The organism is Psychrobacter sp. Sarcosine-02u-2, assembly GCF_002836335.1.
Taxonomy (GTDB): Bacteria; Pseudomonadota; Gammaproteobacteria; order Pseudomonadales; family Moraxellaceae; genus Psychrobacter; species Psychrobacter faecalis.
In genome coordinates, this window is record NZ_PJBX01000176.1 from 1 (window position 1) to 15101 (window position 15101).

The 15101-nt window shown below is 43.0% G+C and carries 12 protein-coding genes; 5 read left to right on the forward strand and 7 right to left on the reverse strand.

From position 1 onward, the window contains the following. Positions 1-319: 319 nt before the first annotated feature. Positions 320-886: a DNA glycosylase gene (locus CXF58_RS11630; RefSeq protein ID WP_416375580.1), complete on the reverse strand. Its 567-nt coding sequence runs from the start codon at positions 884-886 to the stop codon at positions 320-322. Positions 887-1288: 402 nt separating this feature from the next. On the opposite strand from CXF58_RS11630, the gene upp reads away from it, so the two are divergent. After that, positions 1289-1936: a uracil phosphoribosyltransferase gene (upp, locus tag CXF58_RS11635; RefSeq protein ID WP_068403656.1), complete on the forward strand. Its 648-nt coding sequence runs from the start codon at positions 1289-1291 to the stop codon at positions 1934-1936. A 76-nt stretch (positions 1937-2012) separates the two neighbouring features. Continuing rightward, positions 2013-2765, forward strand: coding sequence for an SDR family NAD(P)-dependent oxidoreductase (locus CXF58_RS11640; protein ID WP_102077584.1), 753 nt, complete (start codon positions 2013-2015; stop codon positions 2763-2765). A 24-nt stretch (positions 2766-2789) separates the two neighbouring features. On the opposite strand, the gene CXF58_RS11645 is transcribed toward CXF58_RS11640, so the two are convergent. From CXF58_RS11645 to tyrS, 4 genes are all read right to left on the reverse strand, one after another. Beyond that, complete coding sequence (locus CXF58_RS11645; protein WP_102077585.1) at positions 2790-3446, reverse strand: hypothetical protein; 657 nt, start codon at positions 3444-3446, stop codon at positions 2790-2792. A gap of 204 nt (positions 3447-3650) precedes the next feature. Then, entirely contained in the window at positions 3651-3878 is a 228-nt protein-coding gene (locus CXF58_RS11650; RefSeq protein WP_102077586.1) for a DUF1653 domain-containing protein, read from the reverse strand. Positions 3879-3891: 13 nt separating this feature from the next. Continuing rightward, entirely contained in the window at positions 3892-5799 is a 1908-nt protein-coding gene (locus tag CXF58_RS11655) for an AAA family ATPase (RefSeq protein WP_102077587.1), read from the reverse strand. A 38-nt stretch (positions 5800-5837) separates the two neighbouring features. Continuing rightward, complete coding sequence (tyrS, locus tag CXF58_RS11660; RefSeq protein WP_102077607.1) at positions 5838-7049, reverse strand: tyrosine--tRNA ligase; 1212 nt, start codon at positions 7047-7049, stop codon at positions 5838-5840. A gap of 119 nt (positions 7050-7168) precedes the next feature. Here tyrS and CXF58_RS11665 point away from each other — a divergent pair, with 119 nt between their 5' ends. From CXF58_RS11665 to CXF58_RS11675, 3 genes are all read left to right on the forward strand, one after another. Then, positions 7169-8548, forward strand: a complete 1380-nt coding sequence (locus CXF58_RS11665) for an anhydro-N-acetylmuramic acid kinase (protein ID WP_102077588.1) — start codon at positions 7169-7171, stop codon at positions 8546-8548. A gap of 214 nt (positions 8549-8762) precedes the next feature. Then, the gene (gene fabF, locus CXF58_RS11670) at positions 8763-10040 is read left to right on the forward strand and encodes a beta-ketoacyl-ACP synthase II (protein WP_180952584.1); all 1278 of its coding nucleotides are present in this window, start codon (positions 8763-8765) and stop codon (positions 10038-10040) included. A 150-nt stretch (positions 10041-10190) separates the two neighbouring features. Then, positions 10191-11063 (forward strand): hypothetical protein, encoded by an 873-nt coding sequence (locus tag CXF58_RS11675; protein WP_102077590.1) that lies wholly within the window; start codon positions 10191-10193, stop codon positions 11061-11063. A gap of 115 nt (positions 11064-11178) precedes the next feature. On the opposite strand, the gene CXF58_RS11680 is transcribed toward CXF58_RS11675, so the two are convergent. Together CXF58_RS11680 and CXF58_RS11685 are read right to left on the reverse strand one after the other, a co-directional pair. Further along, a complete protein-coding gene (locus CXF58_RS11680; RefSeq protein WP_102077591.1) occupies positions 11179-12996 on the reverse strand; it encodes an aminopeptidase P family protein in 1818 nt (605 codons plus the stop codon). A gap of 433 nt (positions 12997-13429) precedes the next feature. Further along, positions 13430-14995: a peptide MFS transporter gene (locus CXF58_RS11685; protein WP_102077592.1), complete on the reverse strand. Its 1566-nt coding sequence runs from the start codon at positions 14993-14995 to the stop codon at positions 13430-13432. Positions 14996-15101 lie beyond the last annotated feature (106 nt).

The window sequence follows — 15101 nt, forward strand, 5'->3', positions numbered from 1 at the left end:
TTTTTATCAGCCTACTTATTAATAGTAGCTTGATGTGTTCTTTCTCGCTAATGGGTGTTTATTCAGTACCAAAACACTTTCTAAACGCCCTTCCCTTTCGACTGGGTGGCATTATACGCGCTTTTAGTAGGGGGTCAAGGGGGTTTATCCGCTATTTTAGCGATTATCTGACCTTACCATTAATACTGTTTATTTATCAGTTAGTTAGGGTTAAAAATAATTTCACCTTCATTATAGACTACCTTTTTTGCTTAAAATTGCTTACCTCTCCTATATAACGGCTATCTAATAATTATCTTCTATATAGGATATGACACTTCTATAGTTTACCTATCTTTTTAAAGAAATCCTTATAAGCAGCGACTTTTTTATCTAACGCTAAAGGGTAGGCGCGCGACGTTGAAGGTAACCTATATAAGGTAAGATTATTTACATTAACTTTCTTATTATTATTACTTTGCCATTCATAAGGGTAATCCATACTTTGATTGGTCTTAGGGTATTTTGATTTGGCAGGTGGCTCAGCTAATAAATTGAGTAGCACTTCAGTGGCTTTGCCGCCCGTGGTAAATAAGGTTTCAACCTTTGGTACTTGTGGCAAGATAATATCTAAATCAACGGGGGTGACAACGGTGAGGTTTTTGTCCGATGCATTACCAGTCTCGCGGATAGCTTGAGTGACGGTAGGACAAGAGGCAATGCCGCGCTCGAACATAAAGGCACGAATACGCTCAGGGTCAAAACGCTTTTCATCGCCTACTCTGAAATAATCAACGTCATCAAAAAACACACTGCCATAGATACGCCACATATCATTATAAAAGTTCGGGTAGTGAAAGCGCATTGCCCATTTATCAGCAGTCGGTGGAAAAGTACCCATCATCATCACGGTAGCATTCGGCGGTAACACTGGACCGAACGGATGGGTTTCTACTTCTGCGGCGCGAGTGTCGAACAATAACGAGTTGGTAGCCAATTTATCAGTATTATCATGGGTATGGGATGGTTGTGTAATCATAAGATTCTTCATCAGAAAAGCGGTTTTTTTGTTATCATAGCAAGCCTAAACACTACTTCATTTGTTAGGGCGTTATTATAGTCGAACATAGTTTGCTTAAATAAAACTAACCTTGTTATAAATGCCTTTGGCTTACTTTTTTATTAAAGCATTAAGCTTACTATTGATGGTCTAGGTATAGGGTTGAAGTGCAGTAAGTGTTTGTATCTTTATTACTAATAGCAACCGCAGTAACTGCGCAAGCATCAGCGAAAAATCAAGAGAGACCTTATGAATGACTTAAAAATCACCGTTATTGATCACCCGTTAGTCCGTCATAAACTCAGCCTTATGCGTGAAAAAGACTGTAGTACTTATAAATTTCGCACCCTAACCAAAGAGCTTGCGCGCTTGATGGCGTATGAAGCGAGCCGTGACTTTGAAATCGAAAGCTTCCCGATGCAAGGCTGGTGTGGTGAAATCACTGGTGAGCAAATTTCGGGCAAAACTGTGACTATCGTTCCTATTTTGCGTGCTGGTATCGGTATGCTCGACGGCGTGCTCGATTTAATCCCGACCGCCAAAATCTCTGTGGTCGGTTTACAGCGTGACGAAGAAACCTTGCAGCCTGTGCCGTTTTTTGAAAAATTTGTCAGCCACATGGACAAACGCCCAGCACTTATTATTGACCCAATGTTAGCAACTGGCGGCTCAATGGTTGCAACCATCGAGATGCTAAAGAAAAATGGCTGTACCAATATCAAAGCATTGGTATTGGTTGCCGCCCCTGAAGGCGTGCGTTTAGTGAATGAAGCCCATCCTGATGTGACCATTTATACGGCTGCGCTTGATAGCCATTTGGATGAGCATGGCTATATCATTCCAGGTCTTGGCGATGCCGGCGATAAAATCTTTGGTAAGCAGTTATTTAACAAGTAAGACAACGCCTTTAAACCAAAACAAGCTATCGTCATAAAAATTATGAAGCACGCAACATCAATGATAAGGATATAAGATGAACGTATTGATTACAGGCGCAAGCGCTGGTTTCGGTAAAGCATTAGCTGAGCGTTTGGTTGCCAATGGTCACCGCGTGATTGGCTGTGCCAGACGCTTAGATAAGCTAAACGCTTTGGCAGATACGTTGGGCGAGGCATTTTTACCTGTGGTCATGGATGTCAGTGACACGGCGTCTATACCGCACATCATTGCTGACTTGCCGGCTGACTTTAGTCAAATCGATGTCTTGGTGAATAACGCTGGATTGGCACTTGGCACCGAGCCTGCACAAAAAGCTGATCTCGATGACTGGATGCGTATGATTGATACCAATGTTAAAGGTTTGATGGCGTTGACTCATGCTGTCTTGCCAGTCATGGTCGCACGCGATAGCGGTTATATCATTAATGTCGGCTCTATCGCCGGCAGTTGGCCTTACTTTGGTGGTAACGTCTATGGCGCGACCAAAGCCTTTGTCAAACAATTTAGCTTAAATCTGCGCGCGGATCTCATCGGTACGCAAGTACGGGTGACCAACCTTGAACCAGGTAATGTCGCGGGCACTGAATTTTCAAACGTGCGCTATCATGGCGATGACAAGAAAGCCGCTCAAGTCTACGACGGCTTTAAAACCATGACCGGTGATGATATTGGCGATATCTTGTTATGGCTGATTGAGTCGCCTGCCCATATTAACGTCAATCGTTTAGAAGTGATGCCGGTTGCGCAAACCTATAATGGTCTAACGATTGCTAAGCAAGATTCATAAAGGTTTAAACTACCGTTTGGCTCACTAGCGTAATTCATAAGACCGAAGCAATATAGTCGCCTCTATGTTGCTTCTTTTTTCGGCCATGACATTCTCTTCATTGGCCAAGCGCAATTCCTGAAAATCCAAAATCAATACCTCATTACGCGTGCGCTCGCTGGTACGTTTATTATGACGTATGGGAAATCCTAAAACTTGCTTACCTTTAATTACTATCTGATTGATAATCATGGTCGGATTATTCATAGTAGATTTTGCACTTAACTGTTGAGCATCAATAATCGCGGTGGCAGGATTGAGCGTTGTGATTAACACCTTTGTCTGACGCACGCTTTTTGCTAAATCTCCTGCAAAAAAGAATACTTGCTCTATTGGTAAACACTGGGCGTGGCGCATAAGCTCGCGGCGAAATAACGCTGGCATATCGGTATTAAAGCTGTCTTCTGTTTGTCGATAAAACGCCGTAAAGTTACGATGCAGATAGCGACCAAAGACGCTGCTATTGATCCAATCTTGATAAACATCATTGGCTAATAACTGCTTTGTAAATGCTTCGGCATCTGGCATATTTTCTGTCATGAGCATGGCTAGCAATAGCGCGAGCGGATTGGTAAATGTTTGCTGCTGCCAGCTTTGTGGATATAAGCTGCTATCAAGCAATGCTAAAGTTAACTTGCCCATACGCTAATATCCTTATTAAACAGTGAAACTATTATTTAGTACATATAGTATCTATTATATACGTTTCCTATTACAGTCATTCGCTATCGAATAGCAGCACAGATTGTGTGCTTGGATTCATTTGATCGCCTTACTCATATAAAAAAAAGCGACCTTAAAAGACGCTTTTTATTTGAGCAATGAGTTTTAAGTATTTTTAAAGCCTTAATCAGCTAAGGCTTTAATCAGCTCAAATCTCGGTATTTCTTTACCATCAACTTCAACGGTTTCTGTAAACATGGTTAATGGTCGCACCCAAACGCCATACTCGCCATATAGACAGCGGTAAACGACTAGCGATTCTTCGGTTTCTGAATGCTGCGCGGTATGCAATACCTGATAAAGATTGCCTTTATAATGGCGGTAGATGCCTTGAGTGACGGTTTGGGTCATACGAATATCTCAACTATTCAAAAAGACTATTTATTTCTTTAAAAACTTTCTCAAAGTTATGCAACGTTATTTCATCAAAGCTACTTCCATCCATACTAATTTTTGCGATCTCATTAGCTGGTCTAAAGTGATTAAATCTACCCTTCTCAATAACCTTATTAATTTGCAAAATAATTCTACTAATATTTGGATTAAGGTCAGAAATTTCTATATCGTTATATTCGTTGAAAGCTAAATTGAATAAATTTAAATAGTCTTTCTTGTTGAATAAATCTTCCAAGTCAGCTTTATCATGAGTCTCAAGAAATTCATGAAAAAATCTAACCTTACTTTGATGTATGATTCTTTCAGAAATTAGGTTTTCCATTTTAGCTTTTGCTTTGACATCGTTATATGAGTCAAGAAGACAAACTATCTCTAACTGAGAGCCTCGCAATAAAGATATGAAAGTTGCGACCTTTTCAAGACCTCCGGTTGGAACTATAGTTATATCTTCTCTAATACCTTGTCGCCCAAGAGACTCTAACAGTCCAGACAAAGCTGTAAGTATGATTAAGTCAGATACACCTTCAACAAGCAGATTTTTATTGCTTACAAATAAATTTTGGGCTATGTCATAGCCCAAAGCTGCCTGTAAAGGAAATAGTGTATTCGGATCTTTTTCCTGAATACTATTTGAAATGACTGATGTTTTATCTTCTTCAAATACTGTTCTCACTCGCTCCAAGCTATTAGAGGGAATCATAAAAGGTGAGTGAGTCGTGTATATTATTTGATAGTCTTCCGATAAATCCTCTAGAAATCTTAATAAATCAGCTTGTGCTGAAGCATGCAAGTTCAAACCTGGTTCATCTAGCAATAGAATATATTGAGAATCTGAATCTTCTTGTATCTTTTTGAACCAAACCAAAAAAGAGAAAAACCAATTGAATCCTTTACTTCTGTTTTTTAAAGGCAAAGATACACCTTTGTTCTTCACCCTAATGTCTAAGACATGCTCTATTACTCTGTTGCTGCCATCTTTCACAGAGTCGATTTGAAAAGTTATGCCAAGATTCTTATTGGTTTGCCAATACTTAAAAAGCTCTTCAGAAATAATAGCTTCAGTTGCTTCAAGTTCTGCAATAAAATCTTCAAAATCATTTGACTGTATTAATTCAGATGTATCTATATCTGCCAAATCAAACAAAGCTCTTGCTGTCTTTTGCTCACTATCACCAAGTGTTTTATTTTCAAGCTTTTCAATACTAATTCTAGAAGGTAGTGCGAAATATTCATCATAATAGAGAAATTTGGGAAGATTGGGTTTTATGAATACTCTAGCTACATATTCACTTAAGGGATCGCTTTCCCATTTCCATTCATTAGTATAAAACTTAGCTAACGATGAAATTCCTTCTTTATACTGATCTTCATTATAACTTTCAATTAAATCATTAAGTTCTTCGCTAGAATTAATTTTTACGAGTTTATCATTCAAAGACTTACTAGATATGCCCAACTTACTGGTTTGAAATTTAACGAACTTATCACGGTCTATACCAACGTTTGACCAAGTACGATTACTCGTATATTTACTTATACAATCAATTAAAGTTGACTTGAGTGCATCTTTACCAAGCTCATTTTCAATCGCAGCAATCAACGTCTCATCTAATTTATATGTACAAACTATAGCAACAGGTTCCTCATCTGATTTTTCCATTTTCTTTTTTTCACGTCTTGGATAGTCATGAGTAACATTAAACTTAAAATCGTCATCATCCTGAAAATAATTAGTCTTAGCAATAGCCTCTAAAGCTGCTGTTTTACCAGATTCATTCATACCAACTAGAATTGTAATATCTTCTGCCACCTCAAAATTTTGTTTTTCTGTATAAGACTTATACTTCAATAGCTCTACTTTTTTCAACTTCATCATAAGAAAACATCCCTGTTTTTATAAGCAGATTATTGAGTTTAAGCAACCGTCACTTTTGCATAAGCCTTTTTGCCTGCTTGGATAACGACTGTCTGACCAGACGTTAAATTAAAGCCTGCATCGACCACTTCGCCATCTACTTTTACCGCGCCACGTTTGATCATGTCTTTAGCTGATGAGCTGTTTTTGGCAAGCTCTGCTTGATTTAATATCTGCGTGATAAATAATGCGTCCTGCCCTTCTAGCTCTAACGTCACTTCTGGTAAATCGACTGGCAATTCGCCATCAGCAAGTACGTTACCCGCTGATTTATGCGCATTAGCTGCCGCATCGGCATCGTGGAAGCGCTCAATCAATTCTTCAGCAAGAATACGTTTGATTTCTTGTGGGTTGCGACCGTTTTCCATTTCAGCCATTAACGCTTCGACTTCTTCCATCGGCTTAAAGCTTAAAAACTCAAAGTAGCGACGAATTAAGGTATCTGGCATCGACAGCAGTTTTTGGTACATGGTGCCTGGCGCATCGTAAATACCGACATAGTTGCCGAGTGACTTAGACATTTTATTAACGCCGTCTAGCCCTTCTAAGATTGGCACCGTGATACAAACTTGCGGCTCTTGACCGTAACGACCTTGCAGGGTGCGTCCCATTAAGATGTTAAAGGTTTGATCGGTACCGCCAAGCTCGACGTCGGCTTTTAGCGCGATAGAGTCATAGCCTTGCACCAATGGGTATAAAAACTCATGGATAGCAATTGGCGTTTGCGCGGCATAGCGTTTAGAGAAATCATCACGCTCAAGCATACGTGAGACGGTCAACTGGCTAGAAAGCTGAATCATATCGCCCGCTGACATGTCTTTAAACCATTCAGAGTTAAAGACAATCTTGGTTTTTTCTTTATCCAAAATCTTAAAGACTTGTTCCGCATAAGTCTGCGCGTTGACTTTGATTTGCTCATCGGTCAACGGCGGGCGTGTGCTGTTTTTGCCAGATGGATCACCAATCTTGGCGGTATAATCACCGATTAGGAAATAAATCTCATGACCCAAGTCTTGAAAATGCTTCAGCTTATTAATCAGCACGGTATGACCTAGATGTAAGTCAGGCGCGGTGGGATCAAAGCCTGCCTTGATACGCAGCGGGCGATTCAGTTTTAACTTTTTAACCAAATCGTCTTCCGATAGGATTTCTTGCGTACCGCGCTGAATCAGGGCAAGTTGTTCTTCTAGGGTGTAAGTTTGGGTGGTCATGATGCTCTCTTTATTGTCTTTATTTAAAGGGTAACGCGTTTGGGCCAATTAGAATTTCGTAGCCCGTAAAAGATGATAGAATTTGAGAGATATACTAGCGTTTTTTAAGGTAAATTGCCATGACCAACCCTGCATCGATTGCTGATACTAATGATAATACTGATTCAACTATCAATTATGACGATAATTTAAATAACACTTTGGACAAAACTTTAGATGACGATTTGAATTATGCCACCTTGACCGATGCGCTTGAGCAAACGGTATTTGAAAACTTCGATGATGGCTTATATATCGGCATGATGTCTGGCACCAGCTTGGATGGTATGGATGCGGTGCTTTGTCAATTCGGTGGTGAAGAAAACATCCAACAACCGCTGCGATTGTTAGCTTCTATCAGCCAAGATTTTCCGCCACGCCTGCGTGAGGTTTTATTGGCACTTTGTCAGCCAAATGGCGTTCAAGAATTAACCTCGACAATGGGCGAACCAAGCAGCGAATTAGACTGGTTTGGCTGGGCAAGTAAAGGATATGCTGAATTTGCCAGCGACGTGGTGAATAATCTATTGCAGCAGTCCAATACCGATGTAGAGTCGGTGCTAGCGATTGGCTGTCACGGTCAAACGGTGCGCCATCGTCCACAAATGGGCTTTAGTTTGCAACTGCTCGATGCCAATATCATCGCCGAGCGTACTGGTATTAGCGTCGTCAGCGATTTTCGCCGCCGCGATATGGCCGTCGGTGGTCAAGGCGCGCCTTTAGTACCTGCCTTTCACCAAGCATTATTTGCCACGCCTGATAGCACGCGGGTGTTATTAAATTTGGGCGGTATTGCCAACATCACCGTTTTGCCAGCCAATGCTAGCCTTATTAACGCTAATCCTGCTAATGATGCTGTTGTTAATAATAGTCCAGTTATTGGTTATGATACCGGTCCTGCCAATTTATTACTCGATGCGTGGACAGCGTTGCATACGGATAAAGATTATGACGCTGGCGGCGCATGGGCGCAGTCAGGACAAGTCGTTGAGCCGCTACTTAACCAGCTGATAGAACATCCATTTTTTGCGCGAACCTATCCGAAAAGCACAGGTCGTGAAGACTTTAACTTAGCATGGCTACAAAGCGAGCTGCAAAAATTTGACCAAGCCTCTGCCCATATTCGCTATTCGTCAGCCGATGTACAGGCAACCTTGACCGAGCTGACGGCGATGAGTGCCAGTATGCAAATCAACCTGTTTATTAAGGCAAATGAAAATAGCTCGGTTTATGTCTGCGGTGGCGGTGCCTTAAATGATTACTTGATGACTCGCTTGCAGGCGCATTTACCTCACTGCAAAGTAGAAACTACTGCAAGCTTGGGACTAAACCCCGCTTGGGTCGAAGCCGTCGCCTTTGCATGGTTGGCACGGCAAACCTTAATGGGGGAAACTGGTAACTTGCCAGCAGTCACTGGCGCGAGTAAAGGCGTGGTATTGGGTCAAGTTTGTTTTGCTTAATAAGCCTTTAATTGTTTAAATTTTAGTTTACATACGTGCACTAATGTGTTTTATAATGACGGTTAAAATACCTTCTTTTTAGGATCGCACGTACAGGATATATCGCATGAGCCAACATAGCAGTTCACCAAACGCGCAAGCCGCCGACTCTAATGCTGCCCCTATCCAGCAAACTCTGCGCCAAAAGCCGCCCCATTATGAACGCCCAGATGAGATGCGTGTGGTGGTGACGGGTATGGGTGCGGTGACACCTTTAGGATTAGACGTCGCAAGCTCGTGGACGCGTCTACTTAATGGCGAGAGCGGTATCGCGCCCATTACTCATTTTGATGCAACCGACTATCGGGCGCAAATTGCGGGCGTGGTCAAGGATTTTGACGCCAAGCAATATATGAATGCTAAAGACGCGCGCCGCTATGATGAGTTTATGCATTATGCCGTTGCAGCTTCTGCTATGGCGTTAAAAGACGCGGGCTTTATCGATGAAGTGAGCGCAGCTGATGCACCTGTACAAGATGTCGAGCAAGAGCGCTTTGGCGTGATTTTAGGGTCAGGCATTGGCGGTATCCAAACCATTGAAAACAGCCGTGATACCCTACGTGACAAAGGCGCTATGAAGGTTTCGCCCTTTATCATTCCAGGTTCTATCGTTAATATGGCTGCAGGTTTGGTTGCTATTAAGCACACTTTACAAGGTCCAAACCTGGCGACCTCGACTGCTTGTACCACCGCGACCCATGCTATCGGGCTTGCTGCGCGCTTGATTGCCTATGGCGATGCCGATGTGATGCTGGCAGGTGGTAGTGAAAAAGGCTCGAGCCCGCTTGGAATGTCAGGTTTTGGAGCGATGCATGCCCTCTCAACTCGTAATGATGAGCCAACCAGAGCCTCGCGTCCGTTTGATAAAGAGCGTGATGGCTTTGTGCTCGGTGATGGTGCCGGTGTCATCGTCCTTGAAAGCCTTGCCCACGCCAAAGCGCGCGGCGCAACGATACTTGCTGAGCTGGTTGGCTTTGGCATGAGTGACGATGCCAGTCACATTACCGCGCCACCAGAAGATGGTAGCGGTGCGGCTCGCGCCATGCGCAACGCCCTAAACGATGCCGGTATTGAGCCTGCCGTCGTTGGCTACGTCAATGCCCACGGTACCAGTACGCCTGCTGGTGACGTTGCCGAATCCATTGCGATCGAAACCGTTTTTGCGCCCGTTAAAGACAGCATTTTGGTCAGCTCGACCAAATCTATGACTGGTCATTTATTGGGTGCTGCTGGTGGTATCGAAGCTATCTTTACTGTGCTTGCTTTGCAACATCAGCAGGTACCGCCGACCATTAACTTGGATAATGTTGAAGACAACTGCAACCTTGATTACGTGGCCAATCAATCACGTAAAGTTGATAATCTGCAATATGCTGTCTCCAATAGCTTTGGTTTTGGTGGCACCAATGGGTCGCTTATATTCGCTCGTTGGCCGGTGCAACCATCAAGCTAAAACGCCTAAAACAATGTTAAAAACGCTAAATAAGTGTTAAAAAACTATTATTTTAGCCGTTGTAACCTTGGTGTCAGATTTGCTACGTTTGACCACTTGCAGCCCCTTATCGTACTTGCGTATGATAAGGGGTAATTTTATGCAACATTTATGGAAGATACCATGTCAAGCTACTCATTTTCCCATCAGTTTTATCAGCGCTGGACGTGTGCGCCAGACCCTGTACGCGCCTCTATCATCCAAGAACTTACCGATATTACCACCCTCTTACAACACGACACGCCATTTGAAACCTTTGTTTTTAGCACTCATGACTTAGACGCCCATCTTGATATTCTTTATGAAAATCATGAAGCTGAACAAGCGATTGCCAAAGCCATTGCCGAAAAACAAGCGCAAGAGCGAGCGGCTGCCGAAAAAGAGCGTTTAGAAGAAGAACAACGTTTAGAAAAAGAACGTGTAGAAAAAGAAAAACAGGCAAAAGCAGTAGCAGACGCTAAGCAGAAAGAAGAAGAGACATTAAGGGCAGCAGCGGCGAAACAAGAGCAACAGCACGATGAGCAGCTAGATCATAAACGAGCTACCAGTGTTGATGATAATGATAGTAGTAAAAACATTACTAGTAAAAATGATACTGACGTAGTAGAAAAACTGGAAGCTACTAAAACAGATGCTACTAAAACTGCGACTGATACTGATAGAAAATCCATTCAAGAACCCGCTAATATTGCAAATGTGACAAATGGCGCAAACGATCATAATATGAAAACCGTTATCGATAAAGCCGTTTCAGACGCCGCTATTCCTTTGTCTTTAAAAGATACTAAGCTTGGCGCGAGTCACCCAGAATTAATCCGCGAGCTTGAGATGCATGTCGATGACTATTTAAGCGAGCAAATGATGCAAATTTCTGAGAATTTAAAATCTTGGTTACGGGCCGAATTGGCACAGCATTTAACCGAACCTGATACCACCACTACTATTAAAAGTAATGAAAATATCGCCAAGAAAAACATTCATTAGCGATAAAAAACCTGATTCAAATTAGGAATTCCTTTGTATCACTAGACACTAAAAAGCCCCATCGATATTGACGGGGCTTTTTAGTGTCTTCAATTCAAGAATATAAGCTTTTGCCTTAGATAGCTTTAGTACGCTCAGTTAGCCACTCAAGCGCCGCACCTTTAACGCGATCTTTTAGCTCGACATAGACTCGGCTATGATAATCATTGAGCCAATCAATCTCGATTTGGGTTAATAGTGCAGGCTCAATCAAACGGGTATCAATAGGGCAATAAGTAATGGTTTCAAAGTGTAGAAATTGTCCAAACTCAGTCTCAGTCGGATTCGCAACTGGCGTATTGACCACCAAGTTTTCGATACGGATTCCCCATTTGCCTTCGCGGTATAAACCCGGCTCATTACTAGATATCATCCCTTCTTTCATCGCGCGCTCTTTTGGTGTGCTGGCACTATAAGCAATGACCTGCGGGCCTTCATGGACATTTAAGAAATAACCAACGCCATGACCGGTACCATGACCATAGTCCATCTGTGCTTGCCACAAGGGTGCACGGCAAATCGCATCGATGAGCGGTGACGCAATACCATCAGGGAAATGCGCTTTTGCTAAGGCGATATGGGCTTTTAGCACAGTGGTGAAATCGCGTTTATGCTCAGAATTTACTTGTCCAATACCGACCACGCGGGTGATATCGGTGGTACCGTTTTGATATTGCGCACCTGAGTCAATGAGCAATAAGCCGCCCTCGTCTTCAGCAACATCAAGGTAGCTGAATTTTTCTGGCGTCGCACGGTAATGCGGCAAAGCGCCATTTTCGTTAAAGCCTGCGATGGTTGGAAAGCTTGGCGACACATAATGCGGCTGCTGACTGCGAACTTCGATGAGCATACTGTCGACATCCAACTCACTCAAACGCTCACCGTCTGCTAGGCGTTTTTCAAATGTCGCGAAAAACTCACTTAACGCCGCGCCATCTTGGCGCATCGCTTCGCGCACATGCTCGATATCCGCCGCAGACTTCACTGATTTGAGTAACGTACTTGGCGCCATCTGCTCGATAAAGCCCACATCGTCGGCCATTTTTGATAGCGTGCCGACCGCCACTTTGCTTGGGTCTAACAATAATATATCTTCTGGCGTTAAGGTAGCTAATGCCTCTTGTACCGCATCATAATCTGCAAGCGTGATACCGCTGTCTTTTAGCGCTTTTTCAATCTCGCTACTGACTTTATTATTATCAACAAACAAGGTCGCTTTATCTTCGCTAATGAGCATATGCGCTAAAAATACCGGATTATAATCAACGTCCGCACCGCGTAAGTTGGTCAACCAAGCGATATCATCTAAGCTTGATAGCAAGTGATGGCTTGCGCCTGCCTTCGCCATACCTGCGCGCACGGCAGTAAGTTTTGAGCTAGCGGGCTGATCGATAAACTGCGCATCGTGTTGGTAGAGCTGTGCTGATGGCAATGCTGGACGGTCGTTCCATATGTCTGTCAACACATCGCGCTCAGTAATTAAAGTAATATCGTTGGCATCAAACGCATCAAGCAATCTGTCTTGCTCAGCGATAGACAATACATTGCCATCAACCGACACGCTATCGCCTTCGGCTAAGTTTTGCGCCAGCCAATCGATATGATTTGGCTGACCAGGAGCCAGTTTTTCCAAGGTAATACCCGTGCCTTCTAGCTGATGCGCGGCGTGTACCCAATAGCGGCTGTCCGTCCATAGGCCAGCAAAGTCAGCGGTAACGACCAGTGTACCAACCGAACCTGTAAAGCCTGATAACCACAAACGCGCTTGCCAATATTCTGGCAAGTACTCAGATAAATGCGGGTCTGCTGACGGTACGATAATCGCCGTTAAATCTTGTGCGGCAAGCGTTTGGCGTAGGCTATCAATACGCTCGTGGATGTGTTGTTTATTCATGAAAGGTGTCCTTATTACTTTTAAAAATGAGAGTTAAAAAAACGCTTGTGAGGCGACTATGAGTAGTCGTCTTATTGAGGCAAATAAATTTATCAGTGTTAAATACAGCGTTATATTTGCCTATAAAGGGTTTACTATTTTTAGAATGATAGCTATATAAATGAGTAAGAGTGCTTAGGCGTTTAGGCAAGCTATTATTAATTTCAGCTTAGTAATAGTAGTTTAATAATAGTATTAAAGCAGAGCCTCTCTAGATGTTTGGGCAGATAGCAGGCTTTCAATGGCGACAGAGAAATAACTCACTGATTGAAACAATAAAACGTGCTACCGATTATGGTAACACGTCTTATCTTTTGGCGTTTATAGGGACGATTGCTACTATAAATAAGCTAAATAGGCTTAATTAATCTTCACCATCTTCTTAACGCTTTATTTACTGAGCCGCTTTATCGGCTTGCTCGCTTTTGACCAACATGTTATTGATAGGTTTTGCCAGTACCAATAACACCACTGCGGTCACTACCAAAAAGACGGTCATGGTGGTAAATAGTGTTGGTAAGCCTTCGATCTTGTCGGCTGAAACGTGACCACCAAAGAACGCAGCGACCAAGTTACCCATAGCGACAGAGGCAAAGAATAATCCCATCATCTGCCCTTGCATGCCTTTTGGCGCAAGCTTGGTCATTGAGGATAACCCTACTGGACTCAGCGCCAGCTCCCCCAAAGTTAGCAGTAATAAACTACCTACGAGCCATAATGGCGATGCTAAGCCGCCGTCACTGGTCAAGATGCTTTTTGAGGCAAAAATCATCAGCGAGAAGCCTGCCGCGGTAATCAACATCCCGAGCGCAAACTTGGTCATACTATTAGGTTCAAGACCGCGTTTGCCAAGCTTGACCCAAACAATACTAACAATGGGCGCCAGCAATAAAATAAACAACGGGTTTAAAGACTGGAACCAAATACTCGGTATCTCAAATCCTAAGACGTTCAAGTCAGTATAGCGATCGGCAAATAGGTTAAACGAGGTTGGTTGCTGCTCAAAGCTTGACCAAAATAGCGTTGAGCCAATGATTAAAATAAAGCAAGTCAGTAGGCGCAGCTTATCGGTTTTATCAAGACGCGGCGAGACAAACATAACCGCAAAGTAGCCTATCACCACCGCGGCAATGATATAAGTCATATATTCGGCGACCATTTCAGGATTGAACGGTAACATACCACTTGCCACCAAAACCACAACCGCTGCCAATAACACCAAGAAACCAATTACCCAGCGACCGATGTTTTTATAGCGGTCATTGGCGTGTTCCCACTCAGGTTTTATATTTTTGGCTTGGGCATAGTGGGTCAAGGTTTTTTGGGCAGAAAAACGGTAGATCAGTAATGATATCAGCATACCGATACCACCAACGCCGAAACCTGCGTGCCACATGCCCTTTTCTTTAAACACCCCAACGATGAGCGCTGCTAATAAAGCGCCAATATTAATGCCCATATAAAACAAGGTAAAACCACCATCACGGCGCACATCGCCTTTTTTATACAAAGCGCCTACCATGACGGAGATACAGGTTTTAAATAAACCTGACCCTAATACAATACATATCAAACCAACAAAAAACAGCGTCATGCCAAATATGGCGGAGAGCGCAATACATAAATGACCGAGGGCAATAATAATGCTGCCCCACCATAAGGCACGCTCTTGACCAAGCCAGTTATCAGCGAGCCAACCGCCCGGTACCGCCGCCAAATATAACGAACCGGCGAAAATACCGTAAATGGCAGAGGCTGTTGCTTCGTCGAAGCCAAAACCACCGCTGCCAACGGTCGCTACCATAAACAGTACTAATAACGGACGAATACTATAATAAGAAAAGCGTTCCCACATTTCGGTAAAAAACAGCGGGCGCAGTGGCTTTGGGTGCCCCATAAACCCATTATCCAGTGCTGCCAATTCAGCTTCACTAACATTTACTTTTGAGTCTCTGCTCATAACTTTATTCCTTTAAAGACCACTGTAATGACGACCAAACTCCTGTTTATTTTGCTAAGCGGTCACATAGGCGCATTATTGTTTCACTTGGTTATGGTCAAGTAAA

What these genes read in the sequence shown, in the direction of transcription:
- CXF58_RS11630 (WP_416375580.1), bottom strand. Translation starts at nt 886, where the DNA reads ATGATGATGGGTACTTTTCCACCGACTGCTGATAAATGGGCAATGCGC.
- upp (WP_068403656.1), top strand. Translation starts at nt 1,289, where the DNA reads ATGAATGACTTAAAAATCACCGTTATTGATCACCCGTTAGTCCGTCAT.
- CXF58_RS11640 (WP_102077584.1), top strand. Translation starts at nt 2,013, where the DNA reads ATGAACGTATTGATTACAGGCGCAAGCGCTGGTTTCGGTAAAGCATTA.
- CXF58_RS11645 (WP_102077585.1), bottom strand. Translation starts at nt 3,446, where the DNA reads ATGGGCAAGTTAACTTTAGCATTGCTTGATAGCAGCTTATATCCACAA.
- CXF58_RS11650 (WP_102077586.1), bottom strand. Translation starts at nt 3,878, where the DNA reads ATGACCCAAACCGTCACTCAAGGCATCTACCGCCATTATAAAGGCAAT.
- CXF58_RS11655 (WP_102077587.1), bottom strand. Translation starts at nt 5,799, where the DNA reads ATGATGAAGTTGAAAAAAGTAGAGCTATTGAAGTATAAGTCTTATACA.
- tyrS (WP_102077607.1), bottom strand. Translation starts at nt 7,049, where the DNA reads ATGACCACCCAAACTTACACCCTAGAAGAACAACTTGCCCTGATTCAG.
- CXF58_RS11665 (WP_102077588.1), top strand. Translation starts at nt 7,169, where the DNA reads ATGACCAACCCTGCATCGATTGCTGATACTAATGATAATACTGATTCA.
- fabF (WP_180952584.1), top strand. Translation starts at nt 8,763, where the DNA reads ATGCGTGTGGTGGTGACGGGTATGGGTGCGGTGACACCTTTAGGATTA.
- CXF58_RS11675 (WP_102077590.1), top strand. Translation starts at nt 10,191, where the DNA reads ATGGAAGATACCATGTCAAGCTACTCATTTTCCCATCAGTTTTATCAG.
- CXF58_RS11680 (WP_102077591.1), bottom strand. Translation starts at nt 12,996, where the DNA reads ATGAATAAACAACACATCCACGAGCGTATTGATAGCCTACGCCAAACG.
- CXF58_RS11685 (WP_102077592.1), bottom strand. Translation starts at nt 14,995, where the DNA reads ATGAGCAGAGACTCAAAAGTAAATGTTAGTGAAGCTGAATTGGCAGCA.